Annotated in this window: 15 protein-coding genes and 1 tRNA gene; 3 read left to right on the top strand and 13 right to left on the bottom strand. The window is 31.4% G+C overall.

All coding sequences use genetic code 11. From position 1 onward, the window contains the following. Window positions 1-65 precede the first annotated feature (65 nt). Together N2251_RS12065 and N2251_RS12060 are read right to left on the bottom strand one after the other, a co-directional pair. Complete coding sequence (locus N2251_RS12065; protein ID WP_260586978.1) at window positions 66-2,399, bottom strand: S9 family peptidase; 2,334 nt, start codon at window positions 2,397-2,399, stop codon at window positions 66-68. 6 nt (window positions 2,400-2,405) lie between these two features. Then, window positions 2,406-3,794: a dipeptidase gene (locus N2251_RS12060; RefSeq protein WP_260586976.1), complete on the bottom strand. Its 1,389-nt coding sequence runs from the start codon at window positions 3,792-3,794 to the stop codon at window positions 2,406-2,408. A 101-nt stretch (window positions 3,795-3,895) separates the two neighbouring features. Between N2251_RS12060 and N2251_RS12055 the strand changes: the two genes are divergently transcribed. Next, window positions 3,896-3,977, top strand: a tRNA-Leu gene (locus N2251_RS12055). A gap of 62 nt (window positions 3,978-4,039) precedes the next feature. On the opposite strand, the gene N2251_RS12050 is transcribed toward N2251_RS12055, so the two are convergent. The 6 genes from N2251_RS12050 to N2251_RS12025 all read right to left on the bottom strand — a co-directional run bounded on the left by N2251_RS12050 (window position 4,040) and on the right by N2251_RS12025 (window position 11,522). Further along, a complete protein-coding gene (locus tag N2251_RS12050) occupies window positions 4,040-4,840 on the bottom strand; it encodes a DNA/RNA non-specific endonuclease (protein WP_260586975.1) in 801 nt (266 codons plus the stop codon). Window positions 4,841-4,985: 145 nt separating this feature from the next. Beyond that, window positions 4,986-5,429: an acyl-CoA thioesterase gene (locus N2251_RS12045; protein WP_260586974.1), complete on the bottom strand. Its 444-nt coding sequence runs from the start codon at window positions 5,427-5,429 to the stop codon at window positions 4,986-4,988. A 70-nt stretch (window positions 5,430-5,499) separates the two neighbouring features. Beyond that, window positions 5,500-6,564 carry a PepSY-associated TM helix domain-containing protein gene (locus N2251_RS12040; RefSeq protein ID WP_260586973.1) on the bottom strand — a complete coding sequence of 355 codons (1,065 nt, stop codon included), beginning with the start codon at window positions 6,562-6,564 and terminating at the stop codon, window positions 5,500-5,502. 86 nt (window positions 6,565-6,650) lie between these two features. Then, entirely contained in the window at window positions 6,651-9,041 is a 2,391-nt protein-coding gene (locus tag N2251_RS12035; RefSeq protein ID WP_260586972.1) for a TonB-dependent receptor, read from the bottom strand. A gap of 144 nt (window positions 9,042-9,185) precedes the next feature. After that, complete coding sequence (locus N2251_RS12030) at window positions 9,186-10,268, bottom strand: ABC transporter permease (protein ID WP_260586971.1); 1,083 nt, start codon at window positions 10,266-10,268, stop codon at window positions 9,186-9,188. A gap of 3 nt (window positions 10,269-10,271) precedes the next feature. Further along, window positions 10,272-11,522, bottom strand: coding sequence for a mechanosensitive ion channel family protein (locus tag N2251_RS12025; protein ID WP_260586970.1), 1,251 nt, complete (start codon window positions 11,520-11,522; stop codon window positions 10,272-10,274). Window positions 11,523-11,902: 380 nt separating this feature from the next. Here N2251_RS12025 and fabD point away from each other — a divergent pair, with 380 nt between their 5' ends. Beyond that, a complete protein-coding gene (fabD, locus tag N2251_RS12020) occupies window positions 11,903-12,790 on the top strand; it encodes an ACP S-malonyltransferase (RefSeq protein WP_260586969.1) in 888 nt (295 codons plus the stop codon). A gap of 60 nt (window positions 12,791-12,850) precedes the next feature. Here the strand turns inward: fabD and galE are convergent, their stop codons facing one another. Genes galE through N2251_RS12005 form a run of 3 tightly spaced genes read right to left on the bottom strand, consistent with a single transcriptional unit; the run spans window position 12,851 to window position 15,411 of the window. Further along, window positions 12,851-13,861, bottom strand: a complete 1,011-nt coding sequence (gene galE / locus N2251_RS12015) for a UDP-glucose 4-epimerase GalE (RefSeq protein ID WP_260586968.1) — start codon at window positions 13,859-13,861, stop codon at window positions 12,851-12,853. A 2-nt stretch (window positions 13,862-13,863) separates the two neighbouring features. Next, complete coding sequence (locus N2251_RS12010; protein WP_260586967.1) at window positions 13,864-14,274, bottom strand: MFS transporter; 411 nt, start codon at window positions 14,272-14,274, stop codon at window positions 13,864-13,866. Window positions 14,275-14,283: 9 nt separating this feature from the next. Further along, window positions 14,284-15,411, bottom strand: coding sequence for a DegT/DnrJ/EryC1/StrS family aminotransferase (locus N2251_RS12005; RefSeq protein ID WP_260586965.1), 1,128 nt, complete (start codon window positions 15,409-15,411; stop codon window positions 14,284-14,286). 75 nt (window positions 15,412-15,486) lie between these two features. On the opposite strand from N2251_RS12005, the gene N2251_RS12000 reads away from it, so the two are divergent. Next, window positions 15,487-17,868, top strand: coding sequence for a penicillin acylase family protein (locus tag N2251_RS12000; protein ID WP_260586963.1), 2,382 nt, complete (start codon window positions 15,487-15,489; stop codon window positions 17,866-17,868). A 21-nt stretch (window positions 17,869-17,889) separates the two neighbouring features. On the opposite strand, the gene N2251_RS11995 is transcribed toward N2251_RS12000, so the two are convergent. After that, a complete protein-coding gene (locus N2251_RS11995) occupies window positions 17,890-18,210 on the bottom strand; it encodes a hypothetical protein (RefSeq protein WP_260586962.1) in 321 nt (106 codons plus the stop codon). After that, window positions 18,185-18,922, bottom strand: a complete 738-nt coding sequence (locus N2251_RS11990) for a nitroreductase family protein (RefSeq protein WP_260586961.1) — start codon at window positions 18,920-18,922, stop codon at window positions 18,185-18,187. The genes N2251_RS11995 and N2251_RS11990 overlap by 26 nt, the downstream gene beginning before the upstream one ends. Between the last annotated feature and the right edge of the window lie 4 nt (window positions 18,923-18,926).

Raw genomic sequence — 18,926 nt, 5'->3', positions numbered from 1 at the left:
ATGTTTTTCATTAAGAAAGCATTTCTTAGAAATAAAAAAAACGCTCAAAATGAGCGTTTTTTTTATTAAAGATCTGAAAGGTTAAATTCTTTAGGCGGTATTTCATTTCGTAAATGAGTTACAAAATAATCCCATTTTTTTCGGGTCATGTATTTTGTCATATTTCCATAACCATGTCTTTTGTTAGGAAGTAAAATCATATCAAAATCTTTATTAGCTTTAATTAAAGCTTCAACAACCAACATCGTGTTAGAAGGTGGAACATTGTTATCCATACTTCCGTGTGTTATTAGTAGTTTCCCTTTTAAATCCTGAGCTATTAATTGATTTGCTTGATTGTCGTAATTTGTGGTTCCGTCTCCTTTCTCTTCCATTTTTCCGTTTTCTAAGAGTCCTTGCCACTTTTCACCCCAATCAGCTTCGTAATTTCTATTATCATGATTACCTGCACCAGAAACTGCTACATCATAAAAATCAGGATATGCAAAAACAGCACGTGTTGAAGCGAATCCTCCACCAGAGTGTCCCCAAATACCTACACGTTCAATATCCATTCCTTTGTATTTTTGAGCTAACTGTTTTATTGCTGTAATATTATCAGGTAAACCATTATCTCCCATGTTACCATAATACGCATCATGAAATGATTTAGATCGCATTGGAGTTCCCATTGCATCAACAGCTACAACTACAAAACCTAATTCTGCCATTGCTTGAAAATCTCTCCAAACAGGTTTAAACTTATAATTACCAACACTACCAGATTGTGGACCAGGATAAATATAATTTAATACTGGGTATTTTTTGCGTTCGTCATAATGACTAGGAATACACATAATACCATAAATAGCTGTTTTATTATCACGTGCTTTTACTGAGAATTCTATTGGTTGTTGCCAATTTTTTTCTTTTAAAGCAGTGATATCCGCAGTTTCTAAATCTAGAACTTTTTCTCCTTTATTATTTCTTAAAACTGAAATAGGAGGGTTGGTGGTTGATGAATACGTATCTACAAAATAAGAGTAATCATCAGAAAACTTAACAGTATGTGTTCCTTTTTCGGGAGTTATGTTTGTCAGCTCAGAACCATCAAAATTAACACTGTAGTAATAATCATGATACGGATTTCCTTCTTCTTTTCCAGCTGCTAAGAAATAGATTTTCTTGCTTTTTGAATCTATATTTTTAACTTGTTTTACAATCCAATTTCCAGTAGTAATTTGGTTTTTTAATTGTTTTGTAGTTATATCATATAAATAAAGATGTCCCCAATTACTTTTTTCTGAGTACCAAATAAATTCATTTGAATCAAATAAAACTTTCCAGTTTTCAGCATTTACACCAGATTCGTAAAAGGTTGCTACTTCTTCTTTATGTATAGATGTAACTTCACCTGTGTTTGAATTAGCTATTTGTAAATGTGCTATTTTATGATCTCTAGAACCAGAAACAAAAGCAAACTGCGAACCGTCTTTTTTCCACTGAGCATCTAACAATTCATTATCCCATCCGGCAATATGATCTGTAGTAGTTCCTCTTTGAAAATCTTTATTCATTTTTAAACGTACAGTTTTAGGTTTTGCTCCTAAATGAATAATTACACGTTCTATTGTAAAAATAGTTTTATCGCCAGGTAGTGGATGTTTCCATGCTTCAAGTTTAGGATGACCAACATTTGTAGAGGTTAAGTACATCATTCCAACTTCTCTTGAATCTTGTTGAAAAGTAGCTATTTTATCAGAGTTTGGAGACCATTTTAAAACGGCTCCATCACTTTTAATCCATCCTGCATTGTTAGTTGCATATCCATAATCTTTTTCACCATCAAAAGTAAGTTGTGTTTTTTTGCCAGTGTCTAAATCTTTAATCCAAAGATTGTAGCTATCTATATATGCTGCCAATTTTCCATTTGGTGAAACATGTTCTGTTCTACTAGCTCTTTTTCTTTCAGAAGTGATTTTTGAAATAGAATAGTCGTCTAAATTACAAGAATACTTTTGTCTCTTTAAAGTAAAGTTTAGTGTTTTTACATCTTCAGGTAAAGAAACGTTATAAATAGGTAACTTATTTTTGTCGACCTCTTCATTTAATTCTTTTGATAAACTTTCAGCAAGTTTACTGTGATCAAAAGCGGCTATTTTAGTTTTAGCGTTAACATCAACTAAAATAAATTTTTTTCCACTTTTATTTGTAGTAGAATACACTAGGTGGTTTTGCGCACTAAATGTACTTCCAGAAACTTTATTGTACACTAAACCATATAAACTTCTGTTCATATGGCTAGCGGCTGTTTTGTACTGATCGGCAGTAAGTTGTTTTTTGCTTTCAGTTTTAGAGCATCCAATAAGAAGTGTTGCTAAGAATAGGTTAAGTACTATTTTGTTAATAAATGCTTTCATTTTTTCTTATTTAGACATTTCAGTAAAATATTTATAAAAATGAGGAATTGTTTCAATTCCTTTCAAGTAATTCCAAACTCCAAAATGTTCGTTTGGTGAGTGAATAGCGTCAGAATCTAACCCAAAGCCCATTAAAATAATTTTACTTTCTAATTCTTTTTCAAATAAGGCAACAATAGGAATACTTCCTCCACTTCTTTGTGGAATTGGTGTTTTACCAAAAGTATCTTGGTATGCTTTACTAGCCGCTTTGTATCCTATGTTATCTATTGGTGTTACATAGCCTTGGCCACCGTGGTGTGGAGTTACCTTTACGGTAACACCTTTTGGAGCAATGCTTTCGAAGTGGTTTTTAAATAGCTCAGTAATATCATTCCAATCTTGATTAGGTACCAAACGCATAGAAATTTTTGCATTTGCTTTAGAGGCAATTACAGTTTTAGCGCCTTCGCCAGTATAACCACCCCAAATTCCGTTTACATCTAACGTTGGTCTGATAGAATTACGTTCGTTAGTGGTATAGCCTTCTTCACCATAAACTGAATTAATAGCTAATGCTTTTTCATAGTTTTCTAAAGAAAATGGTGCTTTTGCCATTTCAGCTCTTTCTTCTAACGATAATTCTTCAACGTTGTCGTAAAAACCAGGAATGGTAATATGATTATTTTCATCATGTAATGAAGCAATCATTTTTGTTAATACGTTAATAGGGTTTGCAACTGCACCACCGTATAAACCAGAATGTAAATCTCTGTTTGGTCCAGTAACTTCAACTTCAACATAACTTAAACCACGTAAGCCTGTTGTAATAGACGGAATGTCGTTTGCAATCATTCCTGTATCAGAAATTAAAATAACATCATTGGCTAATTTTTCTCTGTTTCGAGGAACAAACCAACTTAAACTTTCAGATCCAACTTCTTCTTCACCTTCAATCATAAATTTAACATTACAAGGTAAATTTCCTGTAGATGTCATATACTCCATAGCTTTTACATGCATATACATTTGCCCTTTATCATCACAAGCACCACGTGCAAAAATGGCACCTTCAGGGTGAATGTCTGTTTTTTTAATTACAGGCTCAAAAGGAGGCGAGGTCCATAACTCAATAGGGTCGGCAGGTTGTACATCGTAATGACCATATACCAAAACAGTTGGTAAATTTGGGTCAATTATTTTTTCACCATAAATAATAGGATAGCCAGGAGTCTCACAGATTTCTACTTTGTCGCATCCCGCTTTTTCTAAACTATTTTTAACAGCATCGGCAGTATTTAAAACATCTTTGCTAAAGGCAGGATCTGCACTTACTGAAGGTATTTTTAATAGTTCGATAAGCTCGTTTATAAATCTATCTTTATGTTGGGCAATATATTCTTGTACGTTTTTCATGTGTTGTATATTAATGAGCATCAAAAATAATAAAAAATATATGCTTCTCCTTTGTAGTTTACAAGTATTGTTTATATTTGCAGCCACAATTCAATATGTATGCGGGTGTGGTGGAATTGGTAGACACGCCAGACTTAGGATCTGGTGCCGCAAGGTGTGAGAGTTCGAGTCTCTTTGCCCGTACAGATAAAAAAAAGCTTCTCATTTACGAGAAGCTTTTTTGTTGTTTAAAAAGTTATATTCAATTACCTAAAACTCCAGTTTTTATAATTACTAGAAGCTTCTAGTTTTGTTTCGATAGCATTTGGTAATTCAGGAAAAAAATCAATTCCTGTTTTTTCTTCTAAGGCATCAATAGAAACTACAAATTCATATAAAGGTTTTTTACTCTCTTCATGAGGAAATAAAAAAGCAATAGCCTTTATTTCAGGTTGTGTATAGTCTAATATTATTTTATAAAACTGATTAGGTACACTAACCTTGTCTTTTCCAATGGTTTTTAAGTTTGGTTTTAAAACTCCCCCAGTAACAATATATAATTGATTGTGTTTTTTAGCCCAATAACGAGTTTTTTGCTCTAATTTATTCCAAATACCAGCATTAAAATCATGCTTTTGTGGTGTAATGTTAGACGTGTAAAAAGTTTCATCATGTGCTTCTTTAGAATATCTCTTATCTCCAGCAGGACATAAATGACCTCTATCATAACCAGATTTTTTGTAACTTCTCCAATTGGCAGACTTTGTTTTTACTTTTGGGTCGTTAATAAAATAAGGACGCTTAAAATTATTATAAACAATATCGCTTTTACTTAGTGAGTAAGCAACCCATTCCGCTTGTTCGTGTTCCTCATTGTAAGACAATTGATACCCATCGTGTTTTATAATAACACCCGTTGTTGAGCTTGGTAAATAATTAAAACCATTTGCATCTTCAATTACAATATCCGCAGGAAAATCAATAGTATTTTCTTGAGGTTTTAAATAATAGCCAACAATTAAAACAATAATTGCAATAACTAATTGTATTTTTTTAGCGTTACTCATTAATTAAATACTTTTTTGTTTGAGCCTTCTTTTACGTCATTCCGAATTTACTTCGGAATCTCATTTTAAGAGAAAGTTAGTCATTTGTTATGAGAATCTGAAACAAGTTCAGATTGACGAAATCAAGTTATTACGGATAGCGTAATTAATTTTTTAGCAGAATCTCCTTAAAATCATCCGTTTTTTCTACTTGTTCAAAAATTGTTTGAAATTTGGTTGGAGGCACCGATAGTTTTCTCTTTACCAAATCTAACCAAGCTCCGTACACGGTAATTACTGCCGATAATTTCCCTGCTTCATTAAAAACTTCATGTTGAATTTTCCAACGTTCCCCTTTGTTTGATAATCCAATTACCTTTAGGTTTACCGAAATATCGGTTCCCATATGAACCTCACGTAAAAACTTGGTGTTTTCCTCAAATAAAATCGGACCTGTTTTTTCTTTTGTAAAATCCTGAATCGTAATATTATGTTCTTTAAAAAAACGCAATCTTACCTCTGCAGCATAATCGTTGTATGCTGTGTGTCGCATATGTATATTGGCATCAAAATCTGACCATCTTGTTTTAAAATCTACACTAAAACTCATTTATAAAATTTTTAGCTAAAATACATCATAATTTATAATGTCGTTTTAAAAATGATTTACTGGTTATTTATTAGCTTTTTTTGAATAAGTAAAAACGGATTCCTGTTATGTATAGACTCAATGGAATAAATCCGCTAATAAAAATTAAAATCCGATGAAGTAACCCTAACGATTCACCAATATGAATTGGATACATTTGTGCAGTTGTTTTTAAAGCGAAGGTATTGTTTTCGAAAGAGCTTACTTTTCTTATAGCAAGATTTTTGTCGGTAAAAATATCTGTCGTTTTTCTAAGTCCACCTTCAATTATAAGAGAGTTGATGAATCTAAACCTATAGCCCTCATTTTTTTTTGTAGGAAAATGAATTGACCAAAGTTTATATTTTGGAAGTAATTTTTTTGTTTGTTTTTTAAGAGAAAAAAAATCACCTATTTTAATTGTTTTTACGGAAAGAGAACTTTTTGTTTTATAATTAGGTAATATAGAAAACACTTTTTTGTATTCTTTCGGAAAAGTAAAATATGCTCCTGAAAAAGAGATAATTAATAAAGGAATCATAAAATAGATACCAGCTATTTTATGTAAGTTATAATTAAACCTCTTTTTAGAGGTAAACCATGTTATTGTAAAACCTTTTCTCCACCTTTTTTTATAACTTCTATGCCATAATAAAAAACCAGAAATTAGTAAAGAAAAACAAAATAAGAGAGAGGAAATTCCTATAATATAGCTACCATAAGTTTTTAAGCATAGGTTTCTATGAAGTTGTAATAGTGTTTTAAAAAAAGAGTTTGTTTTTAAATTAGATCCTAAATTAGTGCCATTTTTGGGGTGATAATAATAAGTTTTATTATTTAAAAAAGTTAACATAATATATTCACTTTTTCGATGCGGAAGTTGTATTTTTTTTATAGAATCATTATGTGTTTCTTTTAACTTTATAACGGTACCAATAATTTTGTTATAAGTTGTTTTACTAGGGCTATGTGCTTTTAATTCTTTATTTGTTAAATAAGCAGAAATTTCTGGTTGCCAAATATATAAAGAACCTGTAACTCCAGAAAAAGAAACAATGGCTCCAACTGTTAAACCAAGCCATAAATGAAGTTTTTTAATTATTTTATAAGGTTTCATTAGCTACGTTACTCGAAAAAAAAGCGAATGAAAATCATTCGCTTTTTTTTATATTAAAACTATTAATTTATTTTGATTTATAATTTTTAAAAATCATAAACTACACCAATTTTTGCATTTATACCTTCCCCAGCAGTAGTTTGGTTTTTAAGTGGAGCTGCCCATTGAGCTCTGGCAGGTAAATAGAATTTATTTAATAGGTTGTTTACAGCAACCGATAATTTTACATTAGGCTTTATAGCATATGTACTAGAAAAATTAAGCATTGTATATTCTTTTACTGGTACTTCTCTGTAATTGTAAGAGTATACTCCTGCATTCTCTTTAGGATTAAAGCGATTACGATTACCCGTATAGATTAAGCGTAATGAGGAGGTTAAGTTTTTAATTGGTTGAATATTAATATAAGCTGTAGTTTTAGGAGGAGAAACAACATCACCACCAATGTAGCTTAAATTATTAGGGTTTTCTGGTGTATGTTTTAATCCTTCAACAATAGAATATGAACCACCAAATTGTAGTTTATCTTCTAAAAAAGTAAAATCAGTAGATATTTCAGCTCCATATATTTTTTGTGGATTTTTAGATTGTTCAAACCTATTTATATCGTCATTAAAAACAAGCCCTAATCCATAATTTGAAGTGCTATAAAAACCTACAGCTTCAAAACGAATATGCTTAAATTTTGATGAAAACCCAAATTCGTAATTGTTTGTTTTGATTGCGTTTATATCTAAATCATTTACGTTATCTGCTTTTGCAGTTCTTAATGTTCTACCTAGATCTGGTAAAGAGAAGCCTTGAGAATAACTTATATAAGGTATAAATTCATCATTTTTAATATACCTAAGACCTAGGTTTATTGAGGTGTTTTTAAAATCTAAATCACCACCAATAACATCAATAGGAGCTGTAAAATTACCATCAGAGAGAGACGAATAAGGTAGTGTTGTAAAGTTTTTAATTTTAAGATTCATTGCATCGTAACGTAAACCAGCCTTAAAAACCCAATCCTGATTATATTTTAACTTAGCTTGTAAGTATGGGGCATAACTAAATAAATCTAAATTAGGAACCCATAAGCGTCCATCTAATAAGCCTTGGTTAGTCTTATCTTTTAAAATATCAATACCATAGGTAAAAGACATGTTCACTGGTGAATTAGTGTTTAAAATAGTGTGGAAATTTGGTCTAAGTCCTAATTTTTCAGAATTTACTACAGATTGTCCACCATCAACAAATTTATCAGAATAGAAAAATATGTTTTTACTTTTCTGATAAAATAAATCAGTATCTAAACTTGTTGTACCGTTAAAAATATCAGATAATTCGTGCTTTAATTGTGCATTTGTGGTTGTTACTCCTGTAGCGCTCCCTAATAAAGGATTAGTAGCAGTTGGTAATACTCCTGTTCCTGGAGTAATTATATAATCTCCAAATTCATTTAATACAGATATTGATCCTAATGTAGGAATAAAAGGAGAGTTTTGACGAGTTTGATAACGATTGACCATTAAGCTTAACTTTTGATTGTCATTAAGTTGATACCCTAATTTTAATAAACCACTAAATATTTTTGTATTATCTAAGCCATATGTTGGTAGCAATACTTCTCCATTAGCATCGTATTTATTACCAGTTTGTTCAAAACTTCCAGAAGCATAGTATGAAAAATCATTAACAACACCTGAAAAAGATTGGTATACTCCCCAGCCTAAAGCATCTTTAACTCTTTTTAAATTTGTTGTTTGCCATAAGTTAGTTCTACCACTTATTTTTTTATATTTATTTGGTTTTTTAGTAATATAGTTTACGATACCACCATCTCCACCATTACCATAAATAGCAGTAGCTCCTTTTATAACTTCAACTCTAGAAATATCATTTGGATTTAAAGATTTTAAACCCACTTTAGCATTTCGTAAAGGAGTAGATTGTGGTATACCGTCTACCATTACCAATAACTGTCTACCACGAAGTGTTTGTCCCCAATTAGAATAGGTTCCTGTGCTAGAGGCTAATCCTGGAACAGAAAATTCTAAAATATCATTAATATTAGTTGTTGTAGTTCCTAATTTCTCTAACTGCTTTGTTCCTACGATTGTTATAGAAGCAGGTACCTCTGATATTTTTTCAGAAGTTCTTCCTGCAGAAATAACAACTTCATCTAATTGACTTAAGTCCTCCTCTAAAATTATATTTAAAGTAGTAATATTAGTGTTGATGTTTATTTTTTTAACCTGTTTTTTATATCCTAAGTATTGAAAAGTAACTAGATAAGTATCTTTTTTTAATTTTTTAAGTTCGTATTTACCATTAAAGTCTGTTGTTGTTCCTCTCTCTATTTTTTTTATAAAAATAGAGCTTCCTACTATTTTCTCTCCATGTTTGTCTGTAATAGTTCCGGTTAATATACTCTGTGAATACGCACTAAATATTGAGAAAAGTGCTATAAATATAATTTTATATAATTTCATTTGGATTATTTTGAGTGCAAAAATATAAATTATTTTTATTTAGAGTTAATAAAAATAAGGTAAATTTAAAAGTTTTAGTATCTATGAAATTACTATAAATAAGTATTCGATTTTTAAAGGATATAAAAAGGTGTAGAAAAGGAGTTAAGATTTAACATCTAAAGCATCACGAAGCGTATTTCCAATCAACATAAAAACCATAACTAAACTCATAATTGCCAAGCCAGGAATTATTGCTAAAAATGGTTTTCCTAAAATAATATAGTTATAATGATTTTTAATCATTGCGCCCCAAGACGGAGTAGGAGGTTGCGCGCCGATTCCTAAAAAGCTCAAGCCACTTTCTATTAAAATTGCTGCAGCAAAATTAGCTGCAGATATTACAATTATAGGTGCCAAAATATTCGGTAAAATATGTTTAAAAATAATTCTGAAATCAGAAAAACCTAACGCTTTTGCTGCTTCAACATATTGTTGCTGTTTGGTGGTAATTACCTGCCCGCGTACCACACGAGCAACTTCTACCCACATGGTTAAACCAACAGCTATAAACACTTGCCAAAAGCCTTTTCCTAATGCTAAAGTGATGGCGATTACTAATAATAACGTAGGTATAGACCAGGTGATATTAATAATCCACATAATAAAATTATCAACCTTTCCACCAAAATAACCCGCGATTGCTCCAATCGGAATTCCGATTAATAGCGAAATAAACACAGCTATAAACCCGATAAAAAATGAAATTCTGGCTCCGATTAATAACCTACTTAATAAATCGCGCCCATATTTATCGGTTCCAAACCAAAAAGTTTTTTGTTGAATATATGCTGTAGGTTGATTTTTAAATAATGATAGTGAATAGGTCTTTGCCAGCCCATCTGAATATTTTAAAACCTCTAATTGACTATCGATTATTTTATATGATTTTATAGGTATTTCGGTAGGCGAATTTTGTTTTCCATCCATAAAAACAGAAAACCAAGATTGATGTGCTGTGGATTTTGACGGAATACTAAGCATCATCACAGAAAATCCTGGTGATTTAGAATGAATTTCTAAATGCATTTGATTAGCAGAATTGGTATTGTCTGGAGCAATGGTATAACAAAAAACAGCTGTTAAACCACAAAAAACGATAAACAAAAAGCTAAAAACACCAATTTTACTTTGCTTAAATTTTTGGATAGCTAATCGCCATAAAGAGGTTGATTTTATCGTTGTCAATGCTTATTTTTTAATGGTTAAAATATCTGTTCCAGTAGGGTTTTCGAAAACCTCTAAGTTAAAATATTTTATGCTCGCTAAAATATGATCAAAAATATCAGCCATGTCTTTTTCGTATGCCAACCAAGATTTGTTTTTGCAAAAAGCATACACTTCTAAAGGAATTCCGTTTGCAGTTGGTTGTAATTGGCGAGACATAAACAATAACTCTTGATTTATTTTAGGATGTTGTTTTAAATATTCATCTAAATATTTTCTAAACAATCCAAAATTAGTCAAATTTCTTCCGTTAATTAAAAGCGATTTATCAATATTGTGTTCTGAATTATGCTGTTTTACATCGTTGTAAGCATTTGTAACATAATCGGTAAGTAACGCTATTTTTTTATAATGCTCAATATCTTTATCTGTTAAAAAGTCAATACTATTTATTTTAATTAAGATTGATCGTTTTATTCTACGTCCGCCAGAATTATCCATGGCCCTCCAATTTTTAAAGGAATCGGAAATCAATGAATAAGTAGGAATGCTAGTTACTGTATTGTCGAAGTTTTTTACAATTACCGAGGCTAAATTAATTGCAGTTATGTTTCCATCGGCATTGTATTTATCCATCGTAATCCAATCATTTAAACGTACCGTATCGTTTACAGATATTTGAATACTAGCAACAAAACCTAATATGGTGTCTTTAAAAATAAGAAGTAACACGGCAGAAAAAGCTCCCAAAGCTGTAAGAAATCTGATAAGTGGCTTACCGGTAAGTATTGAGAATGAAATTATAAAGCTAATAATCCACAAAATCATCATAAAAGTTTGCACATAACTGTCTAAAGGTTTGTCTTTAAAAGCAGTGAAGTTTCTTAAGAAATCTTTTATGGTTAATAGAATACTTTTAATAAACCAGATGATTGAAAATAAAATAGCAATATTAATAATTCGATCTGCGTATTTTAAAAACTCAGGAAAATCTATTAAAATTAAAGATAAGAGCGCGTAAAGAATTACAAAGATTACAATTCTCGAGATATTTAAAAATACGCGGTTCTTAATTAGTAAATCATCAAAGTCGGTTTTTGTTTTTGCAGCTACTTTCTTTATAAAGTTACTACCAAAATAACGAAATGTTTTAAAAAATAGATATCCTAAAAAAGCAATTACAAGTAGGTTTACTATCAAATTAAGATAGATTGCTGTTTGATCTGATAAAGAAAATTGGTTTTTGAAGATGTGATAAAAAAACTTAGTAGTCATAAATTTTGTTTAAAAGGTAAAAATAGGTGTTTTATCGTCAACTTTTAAGTCGAATTTTTCTAAATTCCAGCAGCCAATCTGTAAAATAGAGTTGCCTATAAACAATGTAGTTTGTGCTACATATAAGGATTGTACGATATTTTTAGGTTTTACCTGATTTTGGAAGATAGACTTAGCCCTGATTGTAGCGGCATCCTTTTTTGTTATAAATAAGCTTTTTAACAAAGGAATATGCTATTACGATAATTAGTTACGACATAAAGATTGTAAGGGCAGCAGCAAAAAAGATATAGCGAAAAGCAGGAAAGAGCTTCTAATAAAAATGATTATTTTCGCAACATATTACATCGTTAAACAAATTAACAATTAAATAATTTAGCATGAAAGCATATATTTTTCCAGGTCAGGGAGCGCAGTTTACAGGAATGGGATTAGATTTATATGAAAAATCACCTTTAGCTCAAGAACTTTTTGAGAAAGCAAATGAAATATTAGGTTTTAGTATTACAGATATAATGTTTGAAGGTACGTCAGAAGCATTAAAAGAAACAAAAGTAACGCAGCCAGCAATATTTTTACATTCAGTAATTTTAGCAAAAGTATTGGGTGATGATTTTAAACCTGAAATGGTTGCGGGACATTCATTAGGAGAATTGTCGGCTTTGGTTGCAAACGGAGTTTTGTCTTTTGAAGACGGATTAACATTGGTTTCAAAGAGAGCTTTGGCAATGCAAAAGGCTTGTGAAATTAAGTCGTCTACAATGGCAGCGGTTTTAGGTTTAGAAGATAAAATAGTGGAAGATACATGCGCTGAAATAAACGGCGTAGTAGTTGCTGCAAATTATAACTGCCCAGGGCAATTAGTAATTTCAGGAGAAATTGAGGCTATTGAAAAGGCTTGTGAAGTATTAACTGAAAAAGGAGCACGTAGAGCATTGGTTTTACCTGTTGGAGGCGCGTTTCACTCACCAATGATGGAGCCGGCTCGTGAGGAGTTAGCAAAAGCAATAGCAGAAACTACGTTTAGTGAGCCAACATGCCCAGTATACCAAAATGTAGTTGCAAAAGCTGTTACAAGTCCCGATGAAATTAAAGAAAATTTAATAGCACAATTAACAGCTCCTGTAAAATGGACGCAGTGTATTCAAGCAATGATTGCTGATGGTGGAACTGAATTTATTGAGGTTGGGCCAGGTAAAGTTTTACAAGGGTTAATGCGTAAGATTGATAGAAGTGTAGCAGCGAGTGGTGCTAGTATTGAGGCTTAGAAGTATTTTTAGTATAAAATTAAAATCCCGCTAAATTTTAGCGGGATTTTTTTGTAAAGTTTATTTCTGACTTTCTTGCCATTTCCAAGCAGAGAGCAAAGCGTCTTCTAAACTTCTTTCTGTTTTCCAGTTTAATTCTTTATTAGCTATCGTAGTGTCAGCGTAAGCGGCAGTAATGTCACCAGCGCGACGATCTACAATTTTATAATTTAATTTTTTGCCTGTTACTTTTTCAAAAGAATTGATGACATCTAAAACAGAACTCCCTGTTCCTGTACCTACATTGTAAAACTCAAAATTAGTAGTGTTCTTTTTTTCTAATAAACGATTTAAGGCTGCAATATGTGCTTTTGCTAAATCAACAACGTGAATATAATCACGAATAGCAGTTCCGTCGTGAGTATTATAATCGTTACCAAAAACAGAAAGTTGTTCTCTTATTCCTGCTGCTGTTTGAGTTACAAACGGAATTAAATTTTGTGGAACTCCTAGTGGTAATTCGCCAATTTTAATACTATCGTGAGCTCCTACAGGGTTAAAATAGCGTAATGCTATTGCGTTTAAATTATGAGCGTTACAACTTTCTTTTATAATTTCTTCGCCAATTTGTTTGGTGTTTCCGTAAGGAGACTCTGCTGGTTTTGTTGGTGCATTTTCTGTAATTGGTAATTCATCTGCTTGACCATATACTGTACATGATGAGCTAAAGATAAAATTATCAATTTTTCTGTTTCGTATTTCTTGTAATAAATATACTAAGCTTCCAATGTTATTTTCGTAATAATCTAGCGGATTTGTAACACTTTCTCCAACAGCTTTAAAGGCTGCGAAATGTATAATTCCGTCAACTGTATTGTTTTTAAAGAAATTTATAACATTAGATTTTATACGTAAATCTAGTTGATGAAAAGCTGGTTTTATTCCTGTGATAGAAGTTATCTTATCTAAAACTTCTATTTTAGAATTTGATAAATCATCAATAATAAGAACTTCAAAACCTTTGTTTTGTAACTCAACTACAGTGTGTGAACCTATAAAACCTAAGCCACCGGTTACTACTATTTTTTTCATATTTATAGATTTGAATTCCTTATTCCTAAAAGTTGAAATATTTTATCGTCTTTAGGGGCTAAAAGAATCATATAGAATAAAAGAATAACACCGAAAAGAAGAAAGTCTGGTTTTAAAAAGAGAATTAAAAAACAAGCGCCTTCTAATATTGCCCACTTAATAATTGAAGCGGTTTGATAAATAGCAAATTTTTCATCGTCACTATCACCTTCTTTTATTTTGTTTAAAGTGTTTTTGAAAACAAAATTACTCAAGACATAGGCTACCGCAGGAATAAAAGAATAAACAAGGGATGCATTGTCTATTTCTAAATTCAAAATATTTTTAAAATCACCGATTAAAAAATAAGCCAGAGTTACACCTGCTATTAAAGCTAGGTGAATTATTTTAAGTGTTTTAATTTTTTGATTCATAACTATTTATTATTGCACAAATTCTAAAATTGTTTTGGTAATAAAAGCTAATTGATCTTCGTCTAACTCGGTATGCATTGGTAGTGAAATTACTTCGTCAATTAACTGATTGGTAATTTTAAAATCACCTTCGTTGTAACGCTCATCTTTATATGCTTTTTGGGCATGCAAAGGAACGGGGTAATAAATTGCATTCGGAATATTGTTGTCTAATAAATGTTGATGTAACTCATCTCGTTTTCCATTCGTAATTCTTAAAGTATATTGATGAAAAACATGTGTAGAAAAAACACTAATTGCAGGAGTAATAATATTAGGATTACTTGAAAAAGCTTCTGTATAATTCATTGCGGCTTCTCTACGAGCATCACAAAAACCATCTAATAAAGGTAGTTTTATTTGTAAAACCGCAGCTTGTAAACTATCTAAACGAGAATTTACACCTACAACATCGTGGTAGTAACGTTTGTACATTCCGTGATTTACAATTCCTCTAATGGTATGTGCTAAATCATCATCATTGGTGAAAATTGCGCCACCATCACCATAACAACCTAAGTTTTTAGACGGAAAAAATGAAGTTGTTCCTACATTTCCAATCGTTCCTGATTTCTTTTTTGTTCCGTCAGAAAAAGTGTAATCTGCACCAATTGCTTGTGCATTGTCTTCAATAACAAATAAGTTATGTTCTTTCGCAACTTTCATAATTGCTTCCATATTGGCACATTGACCAAATAAATGAACGGGAACAATCGCTTTGGTTTTTGGTGTAATAGCTTCTTTTAAAGCTTCAATATCAATATTAAATGTATCTGGTTCAACATCAACTAAAACAGGCGTTAATTTTAGTAAAGCAATTACTTCTACAGTTGCTGCAAAAGTAAAATCAGCAGTAATAACTTCATCACCTTGCTCTAAACCTAAGCCCATCATTGCAATTTGCAACGCGTCGGTTCCGTTAGCGCAGGGTATTACGTGTTTTACATCTAAATAATTTTCTAAATCACTTCCAAAGCCTTTAACTTCCGGGCCTCCGATATAATAAGCGGTGTCTAAAATGCTTTCGAAAGCTTTATTTACTTGAGGTTTTATTTTTGCATATTGACCTTGCAAGTCAACCATTTGAATTTTTTTCATCAGATAAATGAATTTTTTTTGAACTCCAAAAATACGAATTATATTTCTGTTATCTTTGAGCAAAATCAATCCCAAATGAAACTATTTAAAAAGCTGTTAAAAATAATTTTTGTTGTCCTTTTATTATTAGTTATTGGTATTTGGATGTTTACGAAAACATTACATCCAACATATAACGGAGAACTAGAATTAATGGCTATATCAGGTAAAGTAACGGTGTATTATGATGAGGTTGGTGTGCCGCATATTAATGCACAAAATCAACAGGATGCCTATACTGCTTTGGGATATGTGCACGCGCAAGATAGATTATGGCAAATGGAATTGATTCGGCGAATTTCGGCAGGAAGGTTAGCGGAGGTTTTTGGGAAAGATTTGGTAAGAACAGATAAGTTTTTCTCTGGCTTAGGAATTGAGGAAGCTGCTGAGAAAACGATACAAAATTTAGATAAGAATTCGGAAGCTTATAAACTAACCGAAGCGTATTTAAACGGAATCAATCAATTTATTGATGAGGGAGCAACTCCGTTAGAATTTTATTTGGTGGGACTTGATAAAGAAAAATATACCGTAAAAGATGTATATAATGTATTCGGATATATGGCTTTTAGTTTTGCGGTTGCACATAAAACAGATCCATTATTAACAGAGATAAAAGAAAAATTAGGAGACACTTATTTTGAGGAATTAAACGGAGCTAATTTTAAAAATCTTACTTTGATTAAGAATGAGAAAAACGCTGAAATTAAAGGGGAGTTTGCGCAAGCAATGAGTACGTTGCTAGAAAAATTACCGATTTCTCCATTTATAGGAAGTAACGCATGGGTTTTAGGACCAGAAAAAACGAAAAACGGAAAAGTAATTTTTGCAAACGATCCACATATTGGGTTTTCACAACCTTCAGTTTGGTATCAATCGCATATTAAAACGCCAGATTATGAAATTTACGGGTTCAATTTAGCATTAACACCATTTCCTTTATTAGGTCATAATAAAGAGTATGCCTACGGATTAACAATGTTTGAGAATGATGATATTGATTTTTATCACGAAAAAAATAACCCGAATAATCCGATGGAATATAAAACTCCAACTGGATATCAGAAGTATAAGTTAATCGATAAAAAAATAAAAATTAAAGGTGATGTTGATACTACTTTTCAAGTAAAAGTTTCTAAGCACGGGCCTGTAATGAATGGTTTAATTGATTTTATTGATGATGAGCGTCCAATTGCAATGCAGTGGATTTATACCAAATTAAACAATCAGTTATTAGAAGTTGGTTACGAAATGTCGCACGCAAAATCATTATCAGAATTTAAAAAAGGTGCTAGTAAATTACACGCACCAGGATTAAATATTATGTATGGTGATGCAAAAGATAATATTGCTTGGTTTGCTTCTGGAAAGTTGTATAAGTACCGAGATAGTTTAAATACAAAATTGATTTTAGACGGAGCTTCTGGTAATGATGAAATTAAAGAATGGATCGATTTTAAAGAGAATCCGCAAGCGATAAATCCGAGTTGGAATTATGTGTATTCAGCAAATAATCAACCAGATTCTATTGCAGGAATTTTATATCCTGGATATTATTTATCAGAAGATAGAGGGCGTAGAATTGTTGATTTAATAGCACCTAAAAATGATTGGATAAAAGAAGATGTAGTAGCAATGATTTATGATGTAACTTCACCAACAGCTCCAGAAATTGCTAAAGACTTAATTAAATCATTAACGATTTCTGATTTTTCGGCAAGCGAAAAAAAAGCAATTAAAATTCTTGAAGATTGGAATGGGTTTTATGGAGAAAATAAAGTTGGGCCTGTAATTTATAATCGAGTGATTTATGAATTTCAAAAAAATACTTTCGAGGATGAAATGGGAAAAGTCTATGCTCAATTTGAAAATACACCATTCATAGAAAAAGTGTTACCAGTTCAGGCTAAAAGAGAAAAATCAGTTTGGTGGGATGATATTTCAACAAAAGAGAAAGTTGAAACTAGAGAAGATATTGTTGCTAAATCGTTTAAAAGCACCTTTTCTTTTTTACAAAATCAGTTAGGAGAAAATGTTGATGATTGGAAGTGGTATAGAGTTGCTTCGGTAGAATATGAGCATCCGATAGGAAAAGCAGGTGGATTATTACGTAAATTATTTAATGTTGGGCCATTTAAAACCCGAGGTGGAGATCAGGTAATTAACAATCAAATTTATAGTCTTGATAGTACTGGGGTGTACAAAATTACCGCTGGGCCTTCTACACGTAGAATTGTTGATTTTTCGGATGTAGAAAATAGTATTGCAATTTTACCAACGGGGCAATCAGGAAATGTGTTTAGTGAGCATTATAAAGATCAAGCTCAGAAATATATAGACGGTAAGTTTGTGAAAATGAAACTGAATCCGTCAGAAATTAAAAAGAGTAAAAATAAATTAGTGTTTTTGCCGAAGTAAAATAAAGATAAGAAGCTGAATTTAATTCAGCTTCTTATCTTTGTTTTGTGTTAATTGAAGTAAACTATCTTGTTTTTTTAAAAGTTGTAATTCTATTTTAATAAGAGAATCTCTTCGTTTACGGGTTTTAATAGCAATGGTATCTGATAATTGAATAACTCCATTTACCCACTTTTTTTGTTGCTCTATAATATTTTCGGTTTTGTTAAATGTAACTTCTTTAAAGCTAGATAAAACTTTATAAGAAACCACCGAGAATACAATTATGGCAACTGTAATTATACTAAGTATAAGTTTCGTTTTATTACGGTTCATTTTAGTTAACTTCTTTATAAACTTCATCAAAAGGAATTCTAAAACGGTCACCATAAACTCCTTTTTCGTCTCTAATTCCGCAACTAATAATCATGTTTATTTCTGCACTTCTCGGAATGTTTAATAAGCGTTTTACGCGCCAAGTATCAGAACCTTCCATTGGGCAAGTATCATAACCTTCTGCCGCCATTGATAGCATAAATGTTTGTGCTGCTAATCCTGTAGTTTTTTGCGCTACGATTCGCATATCACTACTACGAACTTCTCTGTAAATAGGTCTAAATAATCCTGTTATTAAAGTTATTAGATATTTTAAAAAACCAACAATACCTAAAAAATCGAAATAAGCAAAAGGGATGATTTTTTGATAATAATTACGGGCAAATTTTTCTCTGCTAGTTTGCTCGGACTTTGGATTGTCTTTGCCAAAAGTTGTATCCATATAAGATAAATTTGCTTTTGCACGTTTGCGCCATAAATCTTTTCTGGTCACAAAAACAACTAATTGTTGCGCTGTTTTTGCGGCATTTTGATTAAAACACATTGGGCTAATTTTAGCAATTTTTTCTTTAGAGATGATATGATAAAACTCCCACAGCTGCATATTACTACTGGTTGGAGCTAAACTTGCTTGTTCAATACATTTTTTTACGATATTGGTATCAATCGCTTTTTTTGCATCAAATATTCTTACAGAACGACGATGATTTATTGCTTCTGAAACTGTTTTTTCTGTCATCTTT

The organism is Tenacibaculum haliotis (assembly GCF_025215075.1).
GTDB lineage: Bacteria > Bacteroidota > Bacteroidia > Flavobacteriales > Flavobacteriaceae > Polaribacter > Polaribacter haliotis_B.
This window is presented reverse-complemented; position numbering and strand designations above follow the sequence as displayed.

What these genes read in the sequence shown, in the direction of transcription:
- N2251_RS12065 (WP_260586978.1), bottom strand. Translation starts at nt 2,399, where the DNA reads ATGAAAGCATTTATTAACAAAATAGTACTTAACCTATTCTTAGCAACA.
- N2251_RS12060 (WP_260586976.1), bottom strand. Translation starts at nt 3,794, where the DNA reads ATGAAAAACGTACAAGAATATATTGCCCAACATAAAGATAGATTTATA.
- N2251_RS12050 (WP_260586975.1), bottom strand. Translation starts at nt 4,840, where the DNA reads ATGAGTAACGCTAAAAAAATACAATTAGTTATTGCAATTATTGTTTTA.
- N2251_RS12045 (WP_260586974.1), bottom strand. Translation starts at nt 5,429, where the DNA reads ATGAGTTTTAGTGTAGATTTTAAAACAAGATGGTCAGATTTTGATGCC.
- N2251_RS12040 (WP_260586973.1), bottom strand. Translation starts at nt 6,564, where the DNA reads ATGAAACCTTATAAAATAATTAAAAAACTTCATTTATGGCTTGGTTTA.
- N2251_RS12035 (WP_260586972.1), bottom strand. Translation starts at nt 9,041, where the DNA reads ATGAAATTATATAAAATTATATTTATAGCACTTTTCTCAATATTTAGT.
- N2251_RS12025 (WP_260586970.1), bottom strand. Translation starts at nt 11,522, where the DNA reads ATGACTACTAAGTTTTTTTATCACATCTTCAAAAACCAATTTTCTTTA.
- fabD (WP_260586969.1), top strand. Translation starts at nt 11,903, where the DNA reads ATGAAAGCATATATTTTTCCAGGTCAGGGAGCGCAGTTTACAGGAATG.
- galE (WP_260586968.1), bottom strand. Translation starts at nt 13,861, where the DNA reads ATGAAAAAAATAGTAGTAACCGGTGGCTTAGGTTTTATAGGTTCACAC.
- N2251_RS12010 (WP_260586967.1), bottom strand. Translation starts at nt 14,274, where the DNA reads ATGAATCAAAAAATTAAAACACTTAAAATAATTCACCTAGCTTTAATA.
- N2251_RS12005 (WP_260586965.1), bottom strand. Translation starts at nt 15,411, where the DNA reads ATGAAAAAAATTCAAATGGTTGACTTGCAAGGTCAATATGCAAAAATA.
- N2251_RS12000 (WP_260586963.1), top strand. Translation starts at nt 15,487, where the DNA reads ATGAAACTATTTAAAAAGCTGTTAAAAATAATTTTTGTTGTCCTTTTA.
- N2251_RS11995 (WP_260586962.1), bottom strand. Translation starts at nt 18,210, where the DNA reads ATGAAGTTTATAAAGAAGTTAACTAAAATGAACCGTAATAAAACGAAA.
- N2251_RS11990 (WP_260586961.1), bottom strand. Translation starts at nt 18,922, where the DNA reads ATGACAGAAAAAACAGTTTCAGAAGCAATAAATCATCGTCGTTCTGTA.